Origin of the sequence: Vibrio algarum, assembly GCF_028204155.1 — a bacterium.
GTDB lineage: Bacteria > Pseudomonadota > Gammaproteobacteria > Enterobacterales > Vibrionaceae > Vibrio > Vibrio algarum.
Genome location: NZ_JAQLOI010000001.1, coordinates 1004460 through 1027703, shown reverse-complemented (window position 1 = coordinate 1027703; position 23244 = coordinate 1004460). Strand labels below are relative to the sequence as shown.

General features: G+C 39.5%; 19 protein-coding genes and 2 pseudogenes. 4 read left to right on the top strand and 17 right to left on the bottom strand.

Translation table 11 applies throughout. The features are described 5' to 3' along the window. Positions 1-231: 231 nt before the first annotated feature. The gene (locus PGX00_RS05030; protein ID WP_272133426.1) at positions 232-1716 is read left to right on the top strand and encodes a carbon starvation CstA family protein; all 1485 of its coding nucleotides are present in this window, start codon (positions 232-234) and stop codon (positions 1714-1716) included. Positions 1717-1876: 160 nt separating this feature from the next. On the opposite strand, the gene ispH is transcribed toward PGX00_RS05030, so the two are convergent. The 7 genes and pseudogenes from ispH to murJ all read right to left on the bottom strand — a co-directional run bounded on the left by ispH (position 1877) and on the right by murJ (position 10097). Continuing rightward, positions 1877-2821, bottom strand: a complete 945-nt coding sequence (gene ispH / locus PGX00_RS05025) for a 4-hydroxy-3-methylbut-2-enyl diphosphate reductase (RefSeq protein WP_272133424.1) — start codon at positions 2819-2821, stop codon at positions 1877-1879. Between the two features lie 29 nt (positions 2822-2850). After that, positions 2851-3315, bottom strand: a complete 465-nt coding sequence (gene fkpB, locus PGX00_RS05020) for an FKBP-type peptidyl-prolyl cis-trans isomerase (protein ID WP_272133423.1) — start codon at positions 3313-3315, stop codon at positions 2851-2853. A 121-nt stretch (positions 3316-3436) separates the two neighbouring features. After that, complete coding sequence (locus PGX00_RS05015; protein WP_272133422.1) at positions 3437-3730, bottom strand: type II toxin-antitoxin system RelB/DinJ family antitoxin; 294 nt, start codon at positions 3728-3730, stop codon at positions 3437-3439. Between the two features lie 299 nt (positions 3731-4029). After that, positions 4030-4533 (bottom strand): signal peptidase II, encoded by a 504-nt coding sequence (lspA, locus tag PGX00_RS05010; RefSeq protein WP_272133420.1) that lies wholly within the window; start codon positions 4531-4533, stop codon positions 4030-4032. A gap of 12 nt (positions 4534-4545) precedes the next feature. Continuing rightward, positions 4546-7377, bottom strand: a complete 2832-nt coding sequence (gene ileS / locus PGX00_RS05005) for an isoleucine--tRNA ligase (RefSeq protein WP_272133417.1) — start codon at positions 7375-7377, stop codon at positions 4546-4548. Between the two features lie 58 nt (positions 7378-7435). Further along, positions 7436-8371: a bifunctional riboflavin kinase/FAD synthetase gene (gene ribF, locus PGX00_RS05000; RefSeq protein ID WP_272133415.1), complete on the bottom strand. Its 936-nt coding sequence runs from the start codon at positions 8369-8371 to the stop codon at positions 7436-7438. A 167-nt stretch (positions 8372-8538) separates the two neighbouring features. Further along, positions 8539-10097, bottom strand: a pseudogene (murJ, locus tag PGX00_RS04995) (murein biosynthesis integral membrane protein MurJ). Between the two features lie 256 nt (positions 10098-10353). Here murJ and rpsT point away from each other — a divergent pair. Continuing rightward, positions 10354-10614: a 30S ribosomal protein S20 gene (gene rpsT / locus PGX00_RS04990; protein WP_272133413.1), complete on the top strand. Its 261-nt coding sequence runs from the start codon at positions 10354-10356 to the stop codon at positions 10612-10614. A 90-nt stretch (positions 10615-10704) separates the two neighbouring features. Here the strand turns inward: rpsT and PGX00_RS04985 are convergent, their stop codons facing one another. Further along, positions 10705-11001 (bottom strand): ArsR/SmtB family transcription factor, encoded by a 297-nt coding sequence (locus tag PGX00_RS04985; protein ID WP_272133411.1) that lies wholly within the window; start codon positions 10999-11001, stop codon positions 10705-10707. A gap of 150 nt (positions 11002-11151) precedes the next feature. Next, a complete protein-coding gene (gene nhaR, locus PGX00_RS04980; protein ID WP_272133409.1) occupies positions 11152-12042 on the bottom strand; it encodes a transcriptional activator NhaR in 891 nt (296 codons plus the stop codon). Positions 12043-12413: 371 nt separating this feature from the next. On the opposite strand from nhaR, the gene PGX00_RS04975 reads away from it, so the two are divergent. Next, positions 12414-13562 carry a Na/Pi symporter gene (locus PGX00_RS04975; protein WP_272133408.1) on the top strand — a complete coding sequence of 383 codons (1149 nt, stop codon included), beginning with the start codon at positions 12414-12416 and terminating at the stop codon, positions 13560-13562. Positions 13563-13741: 179 nt separating this feature from the next. Here PGX00_RS04975 and PGX00_RS04970 read toward each other — a convergent pair. From PGX00_RS04970 to rppH, 4 genes and pseudogenes are all read right to left on the bottom strand, one after another. Continuing rightward, positions 13742-14592: pseudogene (locus PGX00_RS04970) on the bottom strand (thymidylate synthase). 4 nt (positions 14593-14596) lie between these two features. Further along, positions 14597-15409 carry a prolipoprotein diacylglyceryl transferase gene (gene lgt, locus PGX00_RS04965; protein ID WP_272133407.1) on the bottom strand — a complete coding sequence of 271 codons (813 nt, stop codon included), beginning with the start codon at positions 15407-15409 and terminating at the stop codon, positions 14597-14599. A gap of 202 nt (positions 15410-15611) precedes the next feature. Further along, a complete protein-coding gene (ptsP, locus tag PGX00_RS04960) occupies positions 15612-17861 on the bottom strand; it encodes a phosphoenolpyruvate--protein phosphotransferase (protein WP_272133406.1) in 2250 nt (749 codons plus the stop codon). A gap of 2 nt (positions 17862-17863) precedes the next feature. Further along, positions 17864-18382 carry an RNA pyrophosphohydrolase gene (gene rppH / locus PGX00_RS04955; RefSeq protein WP_272137933.1) on the bottom strand — a complete coding sequence of 173 codons (519 nt, stop codon included), beginning with the start codon at positions 18380-18382 and terminating at the stop codon, positions 17864-17866. 608 nt (positions 18383-18990) lie between these two features. On the opposite strand from rppH, the gene mutH reads away from it, so the two are divergent. Continuing rightward, a complete protein-coding gene (gene mutH / locus PGX00_RS04950; protein ID WP_272133404.1) occupies positions 18991-19656 on the top strand; it encodes a DNA mismatch repair endonuclease MutH in 666 nt (221 codons plus the stop codon). A gap of 18 nt (positions 19657-19674) precedes the next feature. Here mutH and PGX00_RS04945 read toward each other — a convergent pair whose 3' ends face one another. The 4 genes from PGX00_RS04945 to PGX00_RS04930 form a co-directional block, all read right to left on the bottom strand. Continuing rightward, a complete protein-coding gene (locus PGX00_RS04945; protein ID WP_272133402.1) occupies positions 19675-20118 on the bottom strand; it encodes a dCMP deaminase family protein in 444 nt (147 codons plus the stop codon). 171 nt (positions 20119-20289) lie between these two features. Beyond that, entirely contained in the window at positions 20290-20604 is a 315-nt protein-coding gene (locus PGX00_RS04940; RefSeq protein ID WP_272133400.1) for a DUF6482 family protein, read from the bottom strand. Between the two features lie 476 nt (positions 20605-21080). Beyond that, a complete protein-coding gene (locus PGX00_RS04935) occupies positions 21081-21332 on the bottom strand; it encodes a DUF1127 domain-containing protein (protein WP_272133399.1) in 252 nt (83 codons plus the stop codon). A 506-nt stretch (positions 21333-21838) separates the two neighbouring features. After that, positions 21839-23167, bottom strand: a complete 1329-nt coding sequence (locus PGX00_RS04930; protein ID WP_272133398.1) for a sigma-54-dependent transcriptional regulator — start codon at positions 23165-23167, stop codon at positions 21839-21841. Between the last annotated feature and the right edge of the window lie 77 nt (positions 23168-23244).

Here is a 23244-nt window from a genome sequence, read left to right as displayed (position 1 = left end):
CCATATTACTTAGGAAGTCAAACACCTATCGTATCCATTTTTCATATTGGCTATGCTGCCGATAGTAAATATATTTTTCTATTAGTTAATAGTTAAAACCATTAAATCCTCACAGAAACCACTTAAGTACGGATATTACCACTCAGCGAAGAAGGGAGTGAACCTAGTATTTACCTAATTTAGTATTGACGATGAACTATACAAATTACTAATAAAAGTGGGACGAATATTATGATGTGGTTTCTCTTCTGTGTCGCAGCCTTAATTGGCGGATACTTTATCTACGGTGCCTTTGTTGAAAAAGTTTTCGGTATTAACGAAAACCGCAAAACTCCAGCGCACACAATGCAAGACGGTGTCGATTTTGTACCAATGTCGACACCAAAGGTTTATTTAGTACAGTTGTTAAACATTGCCGGTGTTGGTCCAATTTTTGGCCCAATTATGGGTGCTCTATATGGGCCAGCGGCGTTATTATGGATTGTGCTCGGTTGTATCTTCGCTGGTGCTGTTCACGATTACTTCTCTGGTATGCTGTCTGTGCGCAATAACGGGGCATCTGTACCCACGCTCACAGGTCGTTACCTAGGTAATGGTGCACGCCACTTTATGAACGTTTTTGCTATCATTCTTTTACTTTTAGTAGGTGTTGTATTTGTTTCCGCTCCTGCTGGCATGATCACAAACCTTGTGAATGAGCAAACGTCTTTCGAAATGTCTAAAGTATCGATGGTTGTTTTAATCTTCGCATACTACATTATTGCAACGATTGTTCCTGTTGATAAAATTATTGGCCGTTTCTATCCGTTCTTTGGTGCACTGCTCGTATTTATGTCTGTTGGTCTAATGGCTGCGGTTGCATTCTCTAGCGAGCACACAGTAATGGGTGGTTTCGCTATCAGTGACATGTTCAGTAACATGAACCCGAACAACCTTCCTTTATGGCCTGCACTATTCATTACGATTGCTTGTGGTGCTATATCTGGTTTCCACGCTACGCAGTCACCGCTAATGGCTCGATGCATGGAAAATGAAAAGAACGGCCGCTTCGTCTTCTATGGAGCAATGATTGGTGAAGGTATTATTGCTATTATCTGGTGTACGCTCGCTCTATCATTCTTCGGTTCAGTCGAAGGCTTACAAGAAGCAGTGAAAGCTGGTGGTCCAGGTAACGTTGTATACAGCGCTTCATTTGGCCTTCTTGGTGTGTTCGGTGGTATTTTAGCTTTCCTCGGTGTAGTTATCCTACCTATCACATCAGGTGACACTGCTTTCCGCTCAAGCCGCCTCATCCTTGCTGAATACTTCAATGTAGAACAGAAAACACTACCAAAACGTCTTCTTATGGCTATTCCACTATTCGTAGTAGGAGGTATCTTAACTCAAGTAGATTTCGGTATAATTTGGCGCTACTTCGGTTTCGCGAACCAATCTACAGCAACGATTATGCTATGGACCGCGGCAGCTTACCTACTTCGTCACAATAAACTACACTGGATAGCGACTGTTCCAGCAATGTTCATGACGACAGTGTGTATCTCATTCATCATGAGTAGCGCTAAGCTAGGTTTTGGCTTACCTATAACTATCTCAACTATTATCGGTGTTGTCTCTGCTGTAGGCGCTGCAGCTTATGTAATTACAGTATCTAAAGGCAAAGGTGAAACTGATTTATTAGATGAAGATGATCCTAAAGCACCAGCTAAAACTGCTTAACGTATTTACTGAACAATAAACGATATCTCGTTTTAAAAGCTAAAAAAGGGTTCCTAGTGGGAACCCTTTTTCTATAATATCTAAGGACAACGAACTCTAATCAAGAAAATAGCGATTCATCTTATATTGACCACAATGACAGCGAGTTAGTCACCACTTATTAAGTGATATTTTTAATCTGTAGCTCTTTAGGAACCTCGAAGAACATATTTTCTTCTCTCCCTTGAATTTCCTCGACTTCTTTTGCCCCTAATTCTTGAATCTTATTTAGTATCTGATCGACCAGTTCTTCTGGTGCAGAAGCACCCGCAGTTACACCAACCTTAGACACATTTTCGAACCATTCAGCTTTAATATCATCTGGCGAGTCTGTCAGATAACCTTTAGTACCTAATTTTTCAGCAAGTTCTTTTAATCGGGTGGAGTTAGACGAGTTTTTTGACCCCACGACAATAAGGGCGTCGACTTCAAGAGACAATCCTCGCACCGCATCTTGTCGATTTTGTGTCGCATAACAAATATCATCTTTTCGAGGCCCTTGTATTTCAGGAAAAACCTCTCGCAATCGTTTTATAACACTGGCTGTTTCATCGACCGATAATGTTGTTTGACTGACATAATGTAGACTGCCCGGATTTTTTACCACGAGTTTATCAACGTCATCAGGTCTTTCAACGAGGTACATTCCACCGTTATTGCTTGAATACTGTCCCATTGTTCCTTCAACCTCTGGGTGACCAGCATGGCCGATAAGCACAACCTCCATATCTCTTTTACTCGCTCTAGCAACTTCCATATGCACTTTAGTCACTAGTGGGCAGGTAGCATCAAAGACGGTCAAAGCGCGAGACTTAGCCTCTTCTCGTACAGCTTGCGATACACCATGGGCGGAAAAAATAACAATGTTGTCATCTGGAACTTCATGGATCTCTTCAACGAAGATAGCTCCGCGCTGTTTAAGCCCTTCAACTACAAATCGATTATGTACAACTTCATGTCGCACATAAATTGGTGATTGGTAAAGATCCAACGCTCGTTCAACGATACTGATAGCGCGATCTACACCAGCACAAAAACCTCTGGGATTGGCGAGTAATACTTTCATGTTATTTGCTCTTGATATCTCTTTATTGTCTATTCTACAGATATTATTTCGACTTCAAAGGTAACATCTTGTCCTGCTAAAGGATGATTGAAATCAACCGTTACCGAATCACCCGCTATTTCTGAGATTATCCCTGGAATTTCCATGCCATCAGGTCCTGAAAAAGCCATAATAGTACCGACCTCAACTGCAGCATCACCTACAAATTTTGAACGATCCATATGATGTATATTATCAGGGTTAGCCGCCCCAAATGCATCTTCAGCTGGTAAGTCTACTACCTTGCTATCACCTGAAAATAGGCCTATTAAATGGCTCTCAAAATTTTCACTAAGACTGCCATCACCAATAGTCAAACGAGCCGGTTTACCCATATTATGAGTTGAGTCGGCAACAGAGCCATTGCTTAGCTTAATAGTAAAGTGGAGAGTAACTGTGCTATTTGATGAAATCGGATAACTATTTGAAGTGGTGTTGATTTGGTTTTGAGACATGGTGTTAGATATTCCTTAGTGAAAAATAAAGACCTTCCGTTTGCCTCTATTTAACCACCAAGTGACGATATTAAAAACCACAAGTTTATTCAGGACGTAAGAGTTGTGAGAATGAACGACGTTAAATGCCCATTAATTCATTGAAGAAACGACTTTCGGTATCAGCAAAAAGCATCTCATCATTCTTTGCTTCATCCTTTGGAACTCTAATTTGAGAAGAAGCACTATTCCCATACATACAAGACTCTAGTTGTTTCGCTTTTAAGTGAAACGGTATATCACCTTGTTCAACTACAGATTCAGTAAATAGAGTCAATGCTTCACGTGGAGTGAGTCCAGCATCTTGGCATACTTTAGCAAAAGCGGCTTTTGTCTTACTATCAACAGGAGTAAGTTTTAAATTGTCATTGCGCATTTTCGGCCCCTCTTATAAAGAATTCTGTCATTTGTTTTATTCTAACTCGAATCCACACAGAATCCCATACCATTAAATAAAATAAAATACACCCGTAAAACTGTATCATTTTTGAGAATAATGACAAATAATACAGATAATAAAGTGTTAGAAGCCTTTCTACACCAATAAATGATATCTCGTAACTATATTTAATTTAAATAAATGTGATCTAGATCGGTAAACTTGAGGGATAAAAAAACATCAGACCAATATGATCTGATGTTTTTTAAAATATTTAGCAACTGGAATGCTACTCGCTATTCAATCTTTTTATTTCTAAGCCCATCTAAAATAATCATAGCTGCACCTACACATATGGCGCTATCTGCTAGATTAAATGCCGGCCAATGGTAACTGCCCCAAAAGAAATCTAAATAATCGATAACGAAACCATGAACGATTCTGTCAAAAACATTGCCTATCGCTCCACCGATTATCATGGCGTAAGCTACATTATTCCATTTTTCATTTGCTGGAAGCTTACTCATCCAAAAAGTCAGCAGCCCACTAACAAAAAACGCAATACAGGCAAAAAACCACCTTTGCCAACCCGACTGGTCGCTCAAAAAACTAAATGCGGCACCGTAGTTATGTACATAAAGTAGATTAAAGAAAGGCATTATCTCTATTCGATTTGCCCAACCGTAACCCATATTGTCCATAACTAAATACTTAATACCAATATCAAGTATAAATACTAAAGCCGCTAGCCAAAGCCAGCGAACTCCAGATTGTCTAAGTGTCAGAGATTTTTCGTTCATATTAATCATTAATTAAGCGAAGTGACGCTCTTCTCCATCACCTTCAACGTTTGTAGCACAACGACCACAGATTTTCTCGTGTCCATCCACAGTGCCAACATCCGCAACATGGTGCCAACAACGTTCACACTTCTCTGCTTCCGAAGCCTTAACTTCTACAAATAAGCCTTCTACTTCTGTGGACTGAGCTGCATCGACTTTGTCTTCAATAGATTTAACTTCTGCTTTTGACGTTAATAGAACGAAGCGTAACTCATCTTCCAGTTTATTCAGTTTCAGTGCTAGCTCGCTATCTACATAGAGGGTGACTTCAGCTTGCAAAGCACCACCGATTACTTTTTCTTTACGTGCTACTTCAAGAAGTTTATTAACGGCACCACGAACGGCTTGAACATCATTCCAGAATTCGTCATTTAACTCTTCGCCTTCAGCTAAGCCAAATAACCCATCAAACCACTCTTCAGTGAATACATACTGGCTGCGCTTACCTGGCATTTCATTCCAGATTTCATCTGCAGTGAATGACATAATCGGTGCCATCCAACGAACTAACGCTTCTACAATATAATATAGTGCCGTCTGACAACTACGTTGAGCGTTACCACCCTGCTTAGCGGTATATTGACGATCTTTTATGACATCAAGATAGAATGAGCCCATTTCGATAGAACAGAACTGCATCAAACGCTGTGTTACCGCATGCGTGTTATATTCCTCATAAGCTTTTTCAATTTCAACTTGTGCTGCTTTAGCACGCCCTACAGCCCAACGGTCAAGTGCTACCATCTCTTCTACTGGAACCAAATCCGTTTCTGGATTAAACCCATTTAGGTTAGCTAAGAAAAAGCGCGCTGTATTTCGAATACGTCGATAAGCGTCTGCACTACGTTTTAGAATTTCATCCGATACAGCAACTTCACCGGTGTAATCAGTTGAAGCGACCCACAAGCGTAGGATATCCGCGCCTAAACGGTTAGTAACGTCTTTTGGTGCGACAACGTTGCCAATAGACTTAGACATCTTACGACCATTTCCATCAACCACAAAACCATGGGTCAATACTTGCTTATAAGGCGCAATACCTTTCATGGCAACTGAAGATATCATTGATGATTGGAACCAGCCACGATGCTGATCAGAGCCTTCAAGGTACATATCTGCACTATGGCCATTGAACTCTTCTCTATTATCTACAACCGAATAGTGAGTTACGCCAGAATCAAACCATACGTCCAAAGTATCGAGTACTTTTTCATATTTCGTTGCGTCATCATCGCCAAGTAGATCTGCAGGATCAACATCCCACCATGCTTGAATGCCTTTTTCTTCTACCAGCTTAGCTACTTTTTCAATAAGCTCTGCTGAATCAGGATGAAGTTCTGAGGTCTCTTTGTGCACAAATAAGGCAATCGGAACACCCCAAGTACGCTGACGAGAGATACACCATTCTGGACGACCTTCTATCATCCCTTCAATGCGACTTTGTCCCCAATCTGGGATCCATTGAACACCTTTAATTGCTTCCAATGCTTTTGCACGCAAGCCAGCTTGATCCATAGAGACAAACCATTGAGGTGTTGCACGGAAAATAATAGGTGTTTTATGACGCCAGCAATGTGGGTAGCTATGCTCATAAGCGTGATGATGCAATATCGCACCACGTTCTTTCAGAACGTCTAAAACTGACGCATTTGCTTTGAATACGTGTTGACCTGCAAACAGTTCTGTATCAGGAAGAAAAACACCATTTGAGCCAACTGGATTCGCTGTTTCAAGTCCATATTGCTGACCAACTGCAAAGTCTTCTTGACCATGTCCTGGCGCTGTATGTACAACACCTGTACCAGCTTCTGTTGTTACGTGATCACCAAGGATGACGGGAACGTCAAAACCATAAAAAGGGTGATTAAAACGAACTAATTCAAGATCTGCACCGGTAGCAAAGCCAAGATTATGATAATGCTCGATACCTGCTCGATCCATTACATCTTTAGCTAATTCAGAAGCCACAATGAGACGCTGAGGATTGTCACCTTCAACTTGAATAAGCACGTATTCTAGATCAGCTCGAACAGCGACAGCACGGTTAGCCGGCAATGTCCATGGTGTCGTAGTCCAGATAACGATAGATACATCACCTTGGCCCTGATGATCTTTAATAAGAGAAAATTTCTCGATAATCGTAGCTTCATCTTTCGCCGAAAATTTAACATCTATCGACGGAGATACTTTATCTTTGTATTCCACTTCTGCTTCAGCTAATGCGGAACCACAATCTGTACACCAGTGAACGGGCTTGAACCCTTTCAATAAATGGCCTTGATCAGCAATTTTTCCTAGCGCACGAATAATGTTAGCTTCTGTACCAAAATCCATGGTGCGATATGGTTTATCCCACTCACCCATAATTCCAAGACGCTTGAAACTCTCTTTTTGTCCTTCAACTTGCCCAGCAGCGTATTGACGGCATTTTTCGCGAAATTCAGCCGCTGTTACTTTTTGGCCTGGCTTGCCTACTTTCTTTTCTACCATAAGTTCGATTGGTAAACCGTGGCAATCCCAACCCGGTACATACGGGGCATCATATCCAGAAAGAGTTTTAGATTTTATAATAATGTCTTTAAGAATCTTATTTAATGCATGACCAATATGGATATCCCCATTCGCATAAGGAGGACCATCGTGCAATATAAAAGATTTTTTGCCTTTCTTAGCTTTACGGATTTCACCGTAAAGATCTTCTTTATACCAACGCTTTAGCATTTCCGGCTCACGATTAGCCAGGTTACCGCGCATCGGAAACCCTGTTTCTGGTAAATTCAGGGTATCTTTATAGTCTGTCATTGATTCTTAATTCCGTTATCTTGGGCGAGCGTTAGACATTATTTAGCCTATATTTCGGCTAATTCTCGAGCTGATGCAGCCACACCCTTGCTGCCTCAGCATCTAATTCAATTTGTTTTTTCAGTGCTTCGAATGATTCGAAACGTTTTTCATCTCGAAGTTTCTTTAGTAATGACACTTCGAGCTGTTTTCCATATAAGTTATCACTAAAGTCAAATAGGTGTACTTCTAACTGTTGCCGTACACCATCTACAGTAGGTCGCTGACCAATATTAGCAACACCGCCAATTGTTTTTTTGCCAATACCGTGTACCTGTACAACATATACCCCAGACACTGGAGATACACGTCGTTTCAACGGTATGTTTGCCGTAGGAAAACCAATCGTTCGACCTAATTTTTGTCCGTGAGACACTCGACCATTAATACTATAAGCTCGGCCCAGTAACATTTCTGCTGCCGCTATATTATCGTCATTCAGAGCTCGTCGAATAGCGGTACTACTGACTCTCTGTTCTTTTACACAAAAGCTTTGTGTGCTCACCACTTCAAATCCGTACTTTAAACCGGCTTCTTGAAGCATAGCGAAGTTTCCTGCTCTATTTTTACCAAAGCAAAAATCATCACCCACGACCAAAAATTTAACCCCTAGCCGTCTCACCAACAAATCACTAATAAATGACTCTGCTGGCCATTCGGCAAAGCGCTTATTAAAATTAACACACAATAAACGATCAACGTCCAACTTCTTCAGTTGAACGTACTTATCTCTTAAACGACTAAGCCTTGCTGGTGCATTATCTTTAGCAAAAAGCTCCATTGGTTGGGGCTCAAAAGTCATTACAACTGAGTCAAGATCCAAAAACTTTGCTTTATGAGCAACCTGAGCGAGTACTTTTAAGTGTCCTAAATGGACCCCATCAAAATTACCAATCGTCAGAACACACCCTTTATGGTGCGCTTTAATATTGTGAATGCCTCGAATCAGTTCCATTGGATCAATTACAAACTCAAATTTATTAATATCATTAGTGTGAAACCGACGGATTATATACCAAACATCCTTAGTCCGTAACTGCTTTTATGATGAACCAAGGTAACGGGCCATTGTTACTTCAAAGGTAAGAATATTGGAATCACCTATTTTTTAGGAACGTCCACTTATTTGGTTGGGGATAAATGCCTAACTCGTACACCCAATATGATAGCTACAATTAAATAAGTTACACCTCCAGCCCCTATCAGCGCAGCTAGAACCAATATACGGTCCATTAACGACCACTCGAGCCACAAAGATAACTCCGGTAATTGCCAACGAACCATATACACCATTACACCACCAGCAACGACTAAACGCAGTACAAACATCAATGTCTGCTTGGAGCACTTATACACATCGGCAATATGTAGACCTCGATAAAGCAGTGCCATATTCACAAAAGCAGATAGAGCGGTCGCCATGGCCAAGCCTACATAGCCATAAAAATACGCAAAGATAGCATTAAAAATCATATTTGAGACCATCGCTATGATACCGTATTTCACCGGGGTTCTTGTATCTTGTCGTGAATAGTAACCAGGAGCTAATACCTTGATTAACATAAAATTAAGCAAGCCCGATGCATACGCAAACAAAGAGAGTGAAGCTTGTTGAACATCATGAACCGAAAACTCACCGCGCATGAAAAGTACCATTAACATAGGCTTTGCTAATACCATTAAACCGAGCATTGCGGGCAAGCCTAGCAACACAACCATACGCACTCCCCAGTCCATTGTATTTTTAAAACCTTCGCTTTGCTCATCTACATGACTACGTGACAGTGAAGGAAGAATGACAGTCGCAATTGCAATACCAAACAAACCCAAAGGAAACTCTAATAGGCGGTCAGAGTAATAAAGCCAACTAATGGACCCTGTGCCTAAAAAGCTGGCAATAAAAGTATCCAACAGAAGGTTTATTTGACTAACCGAAACACCGAATAAAGCGGGAATCATTAAGGTACGAATCTTAACAACACCGGGATCTCGCCAACCCCATTGAGGTTTAACTAATACTTTCTCCTTTAATAAAAAAGGAATTTGAAACATGAATTGAACCGCCCCCCCAAGAACACCCCAATGGCGAGTCCGATCTCTGGTTGCGCTAGGTTTGGTGAAATAAATAGCGCGGAACCAATAATCATTACATTGAGAAATACCGGAGTAAATGATGATACTGCGAATTTCCCTAAGGTATTAAGGATCGCTCCTGATAGAGCAACGAAAGTAATAAACCATAAATACGGGAAAGTGATTTTTAACAAGAAACTCGCTAACTCAAACTTGTTTGCAGAAGGACCATCATTAAGCCAATCCATAAACCACCCAGCACCGAAGATCGCAGTAACCACTCCAGAGCCGACTATCCCTAAAAATGTAACTATTGTGACTAAAACCCCTAATGTACCGGATACCTTTGCAATTAATTGACGAGTTTTGTCTTGGTCACCCAACGCTTGATATTCGGTAAGCACTGGTACAAATGCTTGGGAAAACGCACCTTCTGCAAACAGGCGTCTTAAAAAATTTGGTATTTTATTAGCAAAGAAAAAGACATCGGCACTGGCACCTGCCCCCATAAGATTCGCAACAACTACGTCACGAACTAAGCCCAACACGCGCGAAATAAGCGTCATCGCACTAACGATTAAGCCGGACTTTAAGAGTCGTTTGCTCACAAATACCTCTTTTAAATAGATAAATAGGGAAGTTATATATCAGAATTCTACAACCATTCATATTGGTTAGTATATTTAATGGCATTGGTATAAAAATACTGTTAGAATCCCGCCATCTTAACCGCGTTAACCTAACTATTCCAAATTTGTGTGGATTAGCTGGGTTTTTGCACAAATCATTTGACATATCGGCGATAAAGAGGCATATTCCTCCGCCTTAAATTGTCACCGAACTAAGTTTTTGGGAGTTAGACCCTTGGCAAACAGTAAATCTGCTAAGAAGCGCGCTATCCAAGCTGAGAAACGTCGCCAGCATAACGCTAGCCGTCGTTCTATGATGCGCACTTATATGAAAAAAACAGTCTCTGCTATTGAAGCAGGCGACAAAGAAGCTGCAACAACTGCATTTGCAGTAGTTTCACCTATCCTAGACCGTATGGCGAATAAAGGCGTTATTCATAAGAATAAAGCTGCGCGTCATAAGTCTCGTTTCGCTTCTGCAATCAAAGCTCTTTAATCAACCCTCGGGTTATTCAAGAATTGATTTAAGCGAAAAAAAACCGGCAACCGCCGGTTTTTTTATATCTGCAATTTGAGTAATTAAATCTCAAACCCCGCAATACAATGAATGAAGCAAACGAATCATCTCTTTTACTTCACGACTGTACAACGAATAATATACTGTCTGTGCTTCTTTTCTTGTCGAAACAAGCCCATCTCGCCTTAACCATGCTAAATGCTGGGACAAAGCTGATTGGCTTAGGCTCAATTTAGTACACAGCTCGCCTACAGATAATTCCTGATCATGCAAAATACAAAGGATTTGTAACCTTCTCTCATTCGCCATCGCCTTTAATAAAGCAACAGCCTGAGCAGAGTTTTTTTCCATATCCTGTAAGTTCATTTCGCTATCTCCATCAAACTTATACTCGCTGGGAATGTTATCGGTTTACTCATTTTTTCTTGTAATTGATTCATCATATTTACAAGAATGGCGATATAAACTAACGCTATATGATGCTTTCGGCAAGCATCTACACAAGAATACTCTAATTTAGTCAAACAAATTACTAAAATCTGCCTCACAAACGCTTTTTACTGCCGGGTGTTGAATCATCCTTTCCGCAAATATAACGTAGTACTCTTCTTTAAGTTCGTTCACATTAGCAATAAGTTGGAAAGGTAGTCCCTCTGATATTTCAGAAAGATACAAATTTGGAGCGAGAAAGATAACGTCTTTATGATACCGAGCAAAAGCTTTCATTAATGCAACATCATCAAATTCACCTAGAATATTAGGCCGAAGCCCTTGCTGATCAAACCACTGAGATACTTTTCTTCCCATTGATGTTCGACTTCCAGGTACTAGTATTTTCCTTTCTTCTAATACTGCAGGGAAATCAACCTCTTTTATATTGTCGGAACTAAAAAAACTTAATGAACATTCACCTAGTTTTCTACTATAAAGGCCGGGGCTTTGGGTTGAATCTACAGGACAATCAGAAAGAATCATATCGAGCTTATGCTGTGAAAGTTGCTCTAAAAGTAACTCATGGGTAGATTCAAAACATCGTAAATGAATACTGTTATCTTCTGGTATCGTCGTCATGAGTACCTTGCTCACTAAACGTTTAGAAAGTGCATCTGCAACACCGACATCAAACAACACATTCGATCTCTGGCTATAATTTACGATATCAAGCATCTCATAACTTAATCCAAACATTCTATCTGCATATTTATAAATAAGCTGACCTAGTTCCGTCGGTTGGACGCTACGACCATTTCGCTTTGTTAATTTTCCTCCAACCCTTTCTTCCAGTGCTTTTATTTGGCCTGTTACCGTTTGCGGGGTTAAAAATAGAGCGTCAGCTGCCTTTGAAACCGAGCCTTGCTTACAGACCATCCAGAAATAATAAAGATGGTTGTAATTTAAATGCGACATAAAATCTTCCCGTATTCTTTTTTTATATTACTCCAAACTTTTTATGAAAACTATTATTCGTTATATCCGATAAAAACAAACAAAAAGAATGATTTTTCCGAACATCGATTTAACAACCATGACAACAAAACAGTGAAAATTAGAACTTTTTTGTCAATCTGCTATCCAGCATTCATGTATTAAATCAAGAGATTGGAATTAAAATCCCTTACAATCAAAGACATAAGGAAAAGCATAAGCTAGACAAACGTTTACTTAGAAACTATAAATAAAATCATCATTTTTATAAAAATGTAATATTAGTGAAATATTCATTCTCTACTATGCCGAACAGATAAGTAAACTGACTTCTTATAGTCCTGGAGAACAAAATGAACCAAGCGACAACGAAGGCTTCACCGCAGCAAAGCTCTTTTAAAAATTTGATGCGATGGACAAACTTGGTATTCATGCTTTATTTACTATTACTTGCCGTATCTATGGTCGGTGGTGGCTTTAAACTCGCAACAGGAGAGCAAGCTAAAACATTATTTGAATTTGCCTCTCACCCCGTTGCAGGGCTCATGATAGGCTTAGTTGCTACCGCTCTTATTCAATCGTCTAGTACAGTAACGTCTATCATTGTTGGCTTAGTTGCAGGTGGTTTACCTGTGGAAACAGCCATTCCTATGATCATGGGTGCCAACATTGGTACCACCGTAACCAATACGCTAGTCAGCTTAGGGCATATGCGTTGCAAAGATGAGTTTAAGCGTGCCTTTGCAAGTGCCACTATTCACGACTTCTTCAATTTGCTTGCGGTCATCATCTTCTTACCACTTGAAATGATTTTTGGTATCTTAGAGAAAATTTCTCACTGGTTGATTTCTCCAATGCTCGCTACAGGTGATATGAGCATTAAGGGATTTAACTTTATTAAACCAATCACTAAGCCTGTCATTTCCGCTCTTAAAGAACCTCTAGGTGCATTTAGTGATGTTATTGCAGGTATCACGCTCATTGCCTTAGGCATAACCATTATTTTTATAGCGATTACCGTTATGGGTAAGTTAATGAAGAAACTAATGGTTGGCCGTGCAAAGGACATCCTTCAAAGTGCAATAGGTAAAGGTCCATTGCACGGTATTGTGTCGGGCTCTATTGTTACTGTATTGGTCCAGTCTTCATCAACAACCACAAGCTTAATGGTGCCGTTAGTCGGTACTGGTGTTCTTAAGGTAAGAGATATCTATCCATTTACCTTAGGGGCAAATATCGGTACTTGCATAACCGCCTTGCTTGCAGCAACCGCTGTAACAGGTGAGTTCGCTGTATTCGCATTACAAATAGCGCTTGTACACTTAACCTTTAATATTCTTGCGACTGTATTTATTTTCGGTATCCCATTCTTACGAGAGCTTCCTCTTAAGGGCGCTGATATTATTTCAGATATGGCAATGAAAAATAAATCAGTCGTTGCTATCTACTTAATTACAGTTTTTATTGTCATGCCGGGAACAATCCTAGCGTTAACAACTTAGAACTTATGCCGTTCAAAAAGAGTAACTAAGCGGTAATGAGAATGCGATGGTACAAATATCGCATCCTCATAAATTTAACGGCATTGACCTAGACGACATAAAAAATCCCCAGACACCTAAAGTACTGGGGATTTTTTATTTTTATCAACTTTGTATATTTATCAAACAATTAGGTAGAGTCATACCGAAAAAGGGTATTTAATAGCTTCATGGCTTTCATAACCAATCACTTCAAAATCATCTAACGTAACCCAAGTTTCTAAATCTTCTAATGTTTTAATATCAGGATTAATTTTCAATTGTGGGGCCGATAAAGGCGCTCTTTTCAATTGAACATCTCTCATTAGCTCCAATTGATCTTCATAGATGTGTCCATTAACTATCTTATGATAAGCCAACCCCGGCTTTTTGCCGGTAATCTGAGCCATAATAGCCAAGAATACGTATACCTGAACCATATTGAAATTTAACCCAAGCGGAACGTCACAAGAACGCTGAGTACTATTCAAATATAGTGTATCGCCTAACAATGAAAAATGATGGCTGTACATACAAGGTCTTAAGCAACCCATATGAAACTCACCAGGATTATAAAAATTTAAAATTTCCCCTCGATCATCGTTACCGTTCGATAAGTCATCAACTATCTTTCTGAGTTGGTCAATATAACCGCCATCAGGTTTTGCCCATGCGCGACCCTGAACACCATATACTCGGCCCATATCATCCTCACCTTTTCGGTAAGGGTTATTTAACCAAGCTTGATTTAAGTTTGCATTTGCATCCCAGGTTTTTGTACCTAACTTACGAAAATCATCTGCATTATCATAACCTCTAATGTAGCCGAGAAGCTCAGCAACAGCAGCCTTCCAAAAACTTTTCCTTGTTGTAATTAGGGAAACTGATTGTTGCCAACATCATAAGTTAAGTCAGCATTAATAACGGTTAAGCAACGCTTCCCAGTGCGGTTATTTTCAATCCAAACACCTTCATCAACAATCCGTTGGCATAAATCTAGATATTGCTTCACTTACTTAACCCTTATTTTTCTTTGCATGGTTATCTGTTCTATAGGCCCAAATCATCATCATCACACCCAGTATAACCATTGGCGAAGAGAGTATTTGTCCCATAGAGATAAAGTCGCCAAATAATCCTAAATGTTCATCTGGCTCTCGGAAGTACTCGACAATAAAACGAAACGAGCCATACCCAATTAAAAACAACCCCGACACAGCTCCAGCTGGACGTGACTTTCTAATAAAAATATTCAGAATAAAAAATAGTATGACACCTTCTAGAAAAGCTTCATACAATTGCGATGGATGCCTTGGAAGATAACCTCCGCTAGGGAATAGAACTCCCCAGGAAACGTCTGTAACACGCCCCCAAAGCTCATCATTCATAAAGTTACCTACACGACCTAACCCAAGACCAAATGGAACAAGCGGAGCGACAAAATCGGCAACGCTGAAAAATGTACGATTATGTTTATACCCATACCACGCCATAGCAGAGATAACGCCAATCAAACCACCATGAAATGACATCCCTCCCGTCCAGACTTTGAATAAATACAGAGGGTCATCCAGAAACAGATCAAAATGATAAAACAGCACGTAGCCAACTCTACCACCCACCACTACGCCTAAAAAGCCTGCAAACAATAGATCTGAAACCTGTTCTTTCGTCCATCCACTATTAGGTTTATCGGCTCTTCGATTGGCCAACCAGATAGCAAACATAAACCCAAATAAGTACATTAACCCATACCAACGGACGGAAATAGGTCCAATAGAAACAAGGATGGGGTCAATCTGTGGAAACTCAATAAAGCCTTGAGTCATAATAATTTACTTCCTTAAATGCGCTTTCAAATAAGCTAATAACAGCATTTTACCTGCGATAAGCTGCAAAAATACAGCAAAGTCTTTTCGAAGTTGCATCTTAAGACAACTTTGTTTCTACACGAGCCCTTTATAAAAGTTATAAACATTGGTGTACCGAACAAAAAAGCATCTTTGAACTGAAACTAATTCGAGAAGACTATTATTGTTTCCCTGCACGAATAAAGCCAGCAAGGTTTCTATTTTCTAAATATTTCAACATCATAGTATAAGTATCTTTGCTGTAATGCATGGTTAATGCTTTATTAGAAAACGCTTCCAATTCCGTTACACTCGCTTGCCTTAACAGATATTTTACGCGCGCTACGTTAGAGGTATTCATACTTAACGATCTATACCCTAATCCTACAAGTAATAGAGCCCCAACAGGATCACCAGCCAACTCGCCACATAGACTGACAGGAATCTTATATTGATTACACGTATCTAGTATCTGCTTCAAAGCCATGATTACAGCAGGATGAATAGACTCATATATATCAGCCACACGAGAATTATTTCGATCCACTGCTAACAAATATTGTGTTAAGTCATTACTTCCTACTGATACAAAGTCAACCTTATCCGCAACCATAGGAAGAAGGTAAATCATAGAAGGCACTTCAACCATAATCCCTACTTCAGGCCTGATAACTCTAGGGTCTACATTTTTCACCTCGCTAAACGCCTGTTCTAAAAGCTTTAACGTTTCGTCTAGCTCTTGACAACTTGTAACCATAGGTAACAATATGCGTAAATTATCTAAGCCGATACTTGCCCGTAGCATTGCTCTTAGTTGAATAATAAAGATATCAGGATGATCTAACGTAAAGCGTATGCCGCGCCAACCAAGAAATGGATTATCTTCTTCAATCGGTAGATACGGTAGCGGTTTATCCCCACCAATATCCAAGGTACGCATGACGACTTTCTTCTCAATATAAGCCTTTAGCACGCTTCTATATTGTTGCGCTTGTTCGTCTTCGGATGGAAATCTATGCTGCAGTAAAAACTGTATTTCTGTCCTATAAAGTCCTACGCCATCTACCCCTTTGTTAATCGCAATATTACTGTCTGCACTCAACCCTGCGTTTAACAATACTTCGATCTTAGTGCCATCAATAGTGCTGGCTTCTTGGTTCAGTTCATCCTCAACCATCTGAGAAAGTTCTGACTCTTCACTTTGTAAAGCTCTATATTCTTGTAACAGTTGTTCATTGGGTTCGACTAAGATCTTGCCACTGTACCCGTCAACAATCCCCATCCGCCCGTGAATGGCCTCAGGCGACAAGTTTGCTCCCATAATGGCAGGAACACCTAATGCTCTAGATAAAATGGCAGCATGTGAATTAGCCGCACCTTCTAATGAAATAACAGCTAATAATTGATCTTTAGGAATCCCCGCTAATAAGGATGCGGTAAGTTCTCTAACAACCAAAATGACAGGTTTTTTTAAGTCTATTTGACCAGACTCTGAGTTATGTAAAAAATAGAGTAATCTTTGACCCAGTTCTTTAATATCCTGGGCACGCTCACGCATATACACATCGCTCATTTGAGCAAATCTATGAGAATAGGTCTCGACTACTTGTCTCAACGCCCAATCTGCGCGATCACCTTTATTTATCTGTGCTTTAAGATCGGCCCGCAACATAGGGTCATTAAGTAGATGAGTAAATAAATCAAAAATCGCCAACGCATCTTTGTTTAGTTCACCATCAAACCTTTTACGCATGCGTCGAAAGTCAGTAATTGCATTTTCGACTGCCAACATCAACCATTCGTGCTCTTGTTCTGTGTTTACAGCAGAGGCGGGTAAAACATCAGAAAGATCTGGCTGCGTGTTGTCCCACCAAAAAGGGCCAATAGCTACGCCTGGAGAAGCAGCAATACCCGATATACTCTCTGTTTTCTGGTCCGAAAGTAACCAATGTCCTTGAGCTTGAGCATGAGCAATAATGACCGCGACTTGTGCGGCAAGCGTCACCAAAAATGACTCTTCCATTTCGCTAAACAATCGGGGTGATTTTTGTTGGATAACTAAAACACCGAGAACCTGCTTGCGATGAATGATTGGAGTACCAAGAAATGAATGGTAAACCTGCTCACCCAATTGAGGAAAAAATTTATAATGTGGATGTTTTGATGCTTCCGCAAGGTTCAACGGCTCAGCACTACGACGCACCAAACCAACAAGCGCTTCGGTATAATCGATATGAATGGAGTTACCTTGTAATTGCAAACCTTGAGTTGCCATTAACTCAAGTCGCTGCTTTTCATCATTAGCTAAATAAACTGTACAGCAGTCTGTTTGCATTGCGAGGCATGTTTCTTTGACCAAAAGATCTAAAGCTTGATGTACATCATCAAGCTTTATCACTTTTTCAACTATATCCCTCAGTTGAGTTAGCATTGCTACCCTCTACGATTTTTACGTTTACCTTTCGTCTTTCGCTCCTTAAAAGGCATAGCTAAAGAAGCAAATTCTTTCATCGCACGCCTATACACATCACGTTTAAACGAAACAACTTGCCTAACAGGGTACCAAAAACTCACCCAACGCCAACCATCAAATTCAGGGGTATTGCCACGTTGCATGTTTACTTGCGATTCATCGCAAATCATACGCAGCAAAAACCATTTCTGTTTTTGCCCGATACAAACAGGTTTAGAATCCCAGCGAACAAGACGCTTTGGTAGGCGATACCTTAACCAATGACGACTTGTTGCTACTATTTTTACATCCTGTTTAGTGAGGCCAACTTCTTCGTATAACTCTCTGTACATAGCTTGTTCAGGAGTTTCTCCATCGTCAATTCCCCCTTGAGGAAATTGCCAAGAATGTTGCCCGTATCGTTTAGCCCAGAATACCTGACCATGGTTGTTACAAATCACGATTCCCACATTTAAGCGGTAACCATCGCCATCGATCACTGGCCAACCTCTAAAAAATTCTTGTTGGTATGATTTTTCCACATATCCCTACATGTCGCAAACTTACAGTGTAAGTTTAAGTAATATTTATTAGCCAACACTCACTTTTGAATAATCTCTATACAATAAAATAGTTATCAACACTATCTGGCCCTGAACCTCTAATTTATTCACTTTTTCTGTGAATAAGTTTGTGAAGAATTAAGGTGAAGTCAATCAACTTGCTTATTCATCACTCAACAAAGTAAGCTAGCTCGCTATTACAAAATAAAATTAAATTTTATATAACAGATACTTATTAGTAAAAATCTAAAACCGACGACACCGTAAAATGGGAAGGATCCTTATCTTTATTTGATCGGTCAAAGATCAACCATAGTGCTTGTTATCCACATAACTAATACTAGGTTTCAGTAATTCACGACAAATTCAACTCTAAAATGGTACTAAAAACACTGTTAATTGATCCAGTCTCAAAAAATATCAGCCTATTTAAAAAAACCTGTGGATAACTAAAAAGCAATCGATTAAACGGACGTCCATACTCAAAGAGCCTCCTCGGTATAACTATAATTTGTTATCATGATTCTTTTAAATAAGTGACCATCATGAAGCCAGAACCAAAAACTGAAGCTGAGCTCTTGCAAAGAGCTCGTGATATTGCCGGCCTGTCATTTTTCGAATTAGCTGAAACAGCAAATATGATCGTCCCTGCAAATTTAAAACGCGACAAAGGTTGGGTTGGCCAATTACTTGAATGGCACCTAGGTGCCGTGGCTGGTAGTAAACCACAGCAAGACTTCCTAGATCTTGGAATAGAACTTAAGAGCATTCCTATTGGGCACACAGGGAAACCACTTGAAACGACATTTGTATGCGTCGCCCCACTTATTGGTGTGCATGGCTTAACTTGGGAAAAAAGTCATGTTCGTCAGAAGCTATCTAAAGTACTTTGGATTCCCGTAGAAGGTGAGCGTGAAATCCCCCTTGCAGCTCGCAAGGTAGGATCACCTATATTATGGTCTCCGAATGACGAAGAAGAAAATGCACTTCAACAGGATTGGGAAGAATTAATGGAAATGATCGTTTTAGGCCAAGTAGAAAAAATAACGGCGAAACATGGCGAGGTTATGCAATTAAGGCCTAAAGCAGCCAATAGCCGTGTTTTTACAGAAGCCTATGGAGCAACGGGAAAATCCATAAAAACGACTCCTAGAGGCTTCTATCTAAGAACTCAATTTACAAATCAAATAATAAAGCGGTACTTTTCCTAGTTCCGCTAAATCCACCATTTACCCAATTTCTGCAAGTGGCAGCCAATCTACTTTAACCCCTGCTTGAAGAAACATATCTTGGCTAACACTAATTTTGTCCCCCCAACGAGACAAGAAGTCTTCGGTTTGTTCAGGACAATGCACACTAGCGATACCTGTTTGAATAATTTTCGCAGCACAATTTGGACATGGAAAGTGGGTTACCCATATATCACATCCATCTAAATCTCTTTTTGCAAATAAAATCGCATTTTCCTCAGCATGGAGAGTCTTTAAATATTTCATATCTCGATCATCTGTACTAGCGCTGTCTGATACACCGTGTGGGTAGCCGTTAAAACCAACAGAGACAATACGGTTTTTCTCGGTAATTACCGCTCCTACTTGTGTTGATGGATCTTTACTCCATGATGCTACTAATTCGGCCATTTGATAAAAACGTTGCGCCCACTTTGAAATCATTCTAACTTCCTCAATTATCGATCGTTTATCCAATAAGAAATCATTGGCCAACAGATCTTGCTCTTACTATCTCAAAGATAAAAAGAACCAGCCAAATCAGAAAGATAAGGCTAGCTCATTTGGTATGCAAGTGAAACTTATGTTTACTCGAGTAAAATCCTAATATACTGGTTAATGCGTCTGCAAGGACATCTCTATATCATGGTACGGTACGGACTCACCCAAAGCACTGCATTCATCATCAGTGTTATGTAAGCGTAAATAAACAGAATCCACCCCCAGCCTAGAAAGCACATCTTTCACTTGTTCAAGAGATGAAAAGTGCATCGGCTCACCATCTTTATGTACAGGTTCTAATTTGTGCTTATATTCCACCGCAAGCAGATAGTCGGATAGATCTTCACAACTGATAACATACAATTTAGGCGAGACATTTTTCCCTGAATGATCAGCATGTAACCAATGATCGAGTTGAATCTTTTGCATAGGATCCTCCTTTATTACTAATAAGCTTAGACCAGACTGACACATTTTCTAATCATTCTTATTCGCATTTAATTCAGTCACGTCTACATCCCTATAAAGAAAACCAATGAAAAAATAAAATATAAATATAGAGTTGGTCAATTTTTCACTTGCAAAGAGGTCATATTAACGAGTGTAAGTAGGGTTTATAAATAAATGATAAGATCATGAATAAATTGATATTTTTATCAACTATCACATTGAAATTAGACATGCGAGATTCAGAATTCAAGAGAGTGTGTGGGTTTGAAATTTACAAAGATGAATGCTAATCAGGCCATAGAATCCAGATAAAAAGTAACTACATAGAAAAGCTGGTAAATGAGACTAAAGTTGTATGAGGATTAAATACTTAGATTTATAATTCCCGTTTCTTAAGTCAAAAATTCACGCGTATATTAAATCAGGGGAAGCCCATTGAAGAGCTTCCCCTGCCTCTACGTGACTATTCTTGACCGGTGTACACGACGAAGATGACGAATACGACGTTCAACGGTTACATGATGAGGTTCGGTAAACCCAATAGTACGTCCATCCGTTTCAAGGCCAATATCTCTCAAAAGGTGAGCATTGTGCCAAGGAATATCATGAACTGTACGACGTAATTTCCGTTTCCAGACTCTTTCTTCTCTTTTTAAATCTGCTTTAACTAGAAGGACAGCTAGGTGTAAATATATAGAACGACTCATATTTTTTCTCCAGAATTTTACTGGGAAAAGTAGCGTCTAAAAAAGGAGTAATCGAGAGGTTCCCTATTTAGCTGCTAGATTTCCGCAGCCTTATAAGGTGACGGACTAGTTAGTTATCAGATAGATCGGTTCGCAAATCAGCTGCGTTAGCCGCTGGCATGGTTTGCATTTTCAAGATCACAGAAGCACGACAAAAATGAATTCGTTTTGAATGTTTCATATAGCGCCTCCTATCTAACTAATTAATCCTATTAAGAAATTTGTGAATTTGGATTCACGGTCAAATTGTAACCAAACTGTTTATATTTTCAAGCTATATTTAATACAATGATGGTATATATATTAAAAATCTATACTTTCGATGCATATGCCGCCAAATATACAAGATTAAACGATCGTCTCATTACGGTTTTTAATAAAAAGAAACATTAGACATTATTAATATATAAGTTTGAGTAAAAAAATAACGCACCTAAATGCGTTATTTATAAAAGAGTAAGTAAACTTTACATGACATCTGTTATTAAGTTGTGTTTATTGAGTAATCGATACATTGTTGCTCTCGACACCCCCAATTCTTTTGCAGCAGGTGAAACTTGTCCGTCATACGACTCTAGGACATATATAAGCGCATCTCTTTCTGCATTTTCTCTAATCACTTTAAGGCTGCGTTTTCCATTAGAAATTTGAGGCAAATCTAATTGAGGCAATTCAATGATATCACTGTCAGACATTAACACTGCGCGCTTAATCTGATTCATAAGTTCTCTTACATTTCCAGGCCAATGGTATTGTGCCATCGCCTTTAGAGCCTCATCTGAAAAGTCTTTCGCTTGAGCGTTATACTCTTTGGAATACTCTTGTAAAAATTGCTTTGCTAAAATACTAATATCTCCCGATCTTTCTTTAAGACTAGGTACATTAATCCTTAGGACATTGATATAATGATAAAGCTCATCATTAAAATCTTTATCAACTAATGCTTTTTCTATATCAGAGCTGTAAGCAGCCAATATTCTTACATTTAATTGCTTATTACCTTCCATCGAGTCTATCTTACCTTCTTGCATAAACCGCAAAAGATTACGCTGCTGCGTTCGCGGCAAAGTTAAGATGTCATTAAGAAAAAGTGTACCTTCATGTGCTTTTTCTAAAAAACAAACGCTCCCTTCTTCTGCACCTATACCAAAGATATCTTCTTGCATTCTTGCTTCAGAAAGCGCGCCACAATTAACCGTTATAAATGGCTCTTTAGAACGTGCTGACATAGTATGTACCGCTTTTGCTACGCTCTCTTTCCCTGAACCATTTTCACCGTAAATTAGAATGCTTACATCAGTAGAACTAATTCGTCTTACCTGTTCTCTCAAACGTTTAATAGAGACTGATTCTCCAGATATTCCCATATCCTTAGTACTACCGAAATTAGGCCATACTTTCTTTTCTAATTTGAGCATACCTAATTGGTGGCCTATCGTACTCATAAGTTGTGCATCTGGAATAGGTGAAGTAAAAAAATCAATACAGAAGTTAACTATGAATTGGCAGATAGTGTCTGAACCAATTTGCGACTCTCTAATAAAAGCAATCCAACGTACATGCTTATGACTGCTCACTAGATTTGCAATGCCATTTAGACTAAATTCATCTTGGCTTAAATCGACAATACCGATACACGGGCCTATCTCATGTAAAAGTGTATCAGCCCTGCGCAAGTCGCCACACCTCTGACATTGCCAACCAGCTTGTTCTAAAACAGACAACCAAGGTTCATGCTTACCGCTTACCACTACGAGTGAGCCGGGGACAGAATCCATACGGAATTGAGTTCCCATCAAAAAGTCCTTTATTGTTTTATGATAATAAAATTCAAACAAAATGTTAGAAGTTCGAACCGCTAACCAACCGTTAC

Excerpts from the sequence above, each read along its gene's own strand:
- PGX00_RS05030 (WP_272133426.1), top strand. The coding sequence starts at position 232 with ATGATGTGGTTTCTCTTCTGTGTCGCAGCCTTAATTGGCGGATACTTT.
- ispH (WP_272133424.1), bottom strand. The coding sequence starts at position 2,821 with ATGAAAGTATTACTCGCCAATCCCAGAGGTTTTTGTGCTGGTGTAGAT.
- fkpB (WP_272133423.1), bottom strand. The coding sequence starts at position 3,315 with ATGTCTCAAAACCAAATCAACACCACTTCAAATAGTTATCCGATTTCA.
- PGX00_RS05015 (WP_272133422.1), bottom strand. The coding sequence starts at position 3,730 with ATGCGCAATGACAATTTAAAACTTACTCCTGTTGATAGTAAGACAAAA.
- lspA (WP_272133420.1), bottom strand. The coding sequence starts at position 4,533 with ATGAACGAAAAATCTCTGACACTTAGACAATCTGGAGTTCGCTGGCTT.
- ileS (WP_272133417.1), bottom strand. The coding sequence starts at position 7,377 with ATGACAGACTATAAAGATACCCTGAATTTACCAGAAACAGGGTTTCCG.
- ribF (WP_272133415.1), bottom strand. The coding sequence starts at position 8,371 with ATGGAACTGATTCGAGGCATTCACAATATTAAAGCGCACCATAAAGGG.
- PGX00_RS04985 (WP_272133411.1), bottom strand. The coding sequence starts at position 11,001 with ATGAACTTACAGGATATGGAAAAAAACTCTGCTCAGGCTGTTGCTTTA.
- nhaR (WP_272133409.1), bottom strand. The coding sequence starts at position 12,042 with ATGTCGCATTTAAATTACAACCATCTTTATTATTTCTGGATGGTCTGT.
- PGX00_RS04975 (WP_272133408.1), top strand. The coding sequence starts at position 12,414 with ATGAACCAAGCGACAACGAAGGCTTCACCGCAGCAAAGCTCTTTTAAA.
- lgt (WP_272133407.1), bottom strand. The coding sequence starts at position 15,409 with ATGACTCAAGGCTTTATTGAGTTTCCACAGATTGACCCCATCCTTGTT.
- ptsP (WP_272133406.1), bottom strand. The coding sequence starts at position 17,861 with ATGCTAACTCAACTGAGGGATATAGTTGAAAAAGTGATAAAGCTTGAT.
- mutH (WP_272133404.1), top strand. The coding sequence starts at position 18,991 with ATGAAGCCAGAACCAAAAACTGAAGCTGAGCTCTTGCAAAGAGCTCGT.
- PGX00_RS04945 (WP_272133402.1), bottom strand. The coding sequence starts at position 20,118 with ATGATTTCAAAGTGGGCGCAACGTTTTTATCAAATGGCCGAATTAGTA.
- PGX00_RS04940 (WP_272133400.1), bottom strand. The coding sequence starts at position 20,604 with ATGCAAAAGATTCAACTCGATCATTGGTTACATGCTGATCATTCAGGG.
- PGX00_RS04935 (WP_272133399.1), bottom strand. The coding sequence starts at position 21,332 with ATGAGTCGTTCTATATATTTACACCTAGCTGTCCTTCTAGTTAAAGCA.
- PGX00_RS04930 (WP_272133398.1), bottom strand. The coding sequence starts at position 23,167 with ATGGGAACTCAATTCCGTATGGATTCTGTCCCCGGCTCACTCGTAGTG.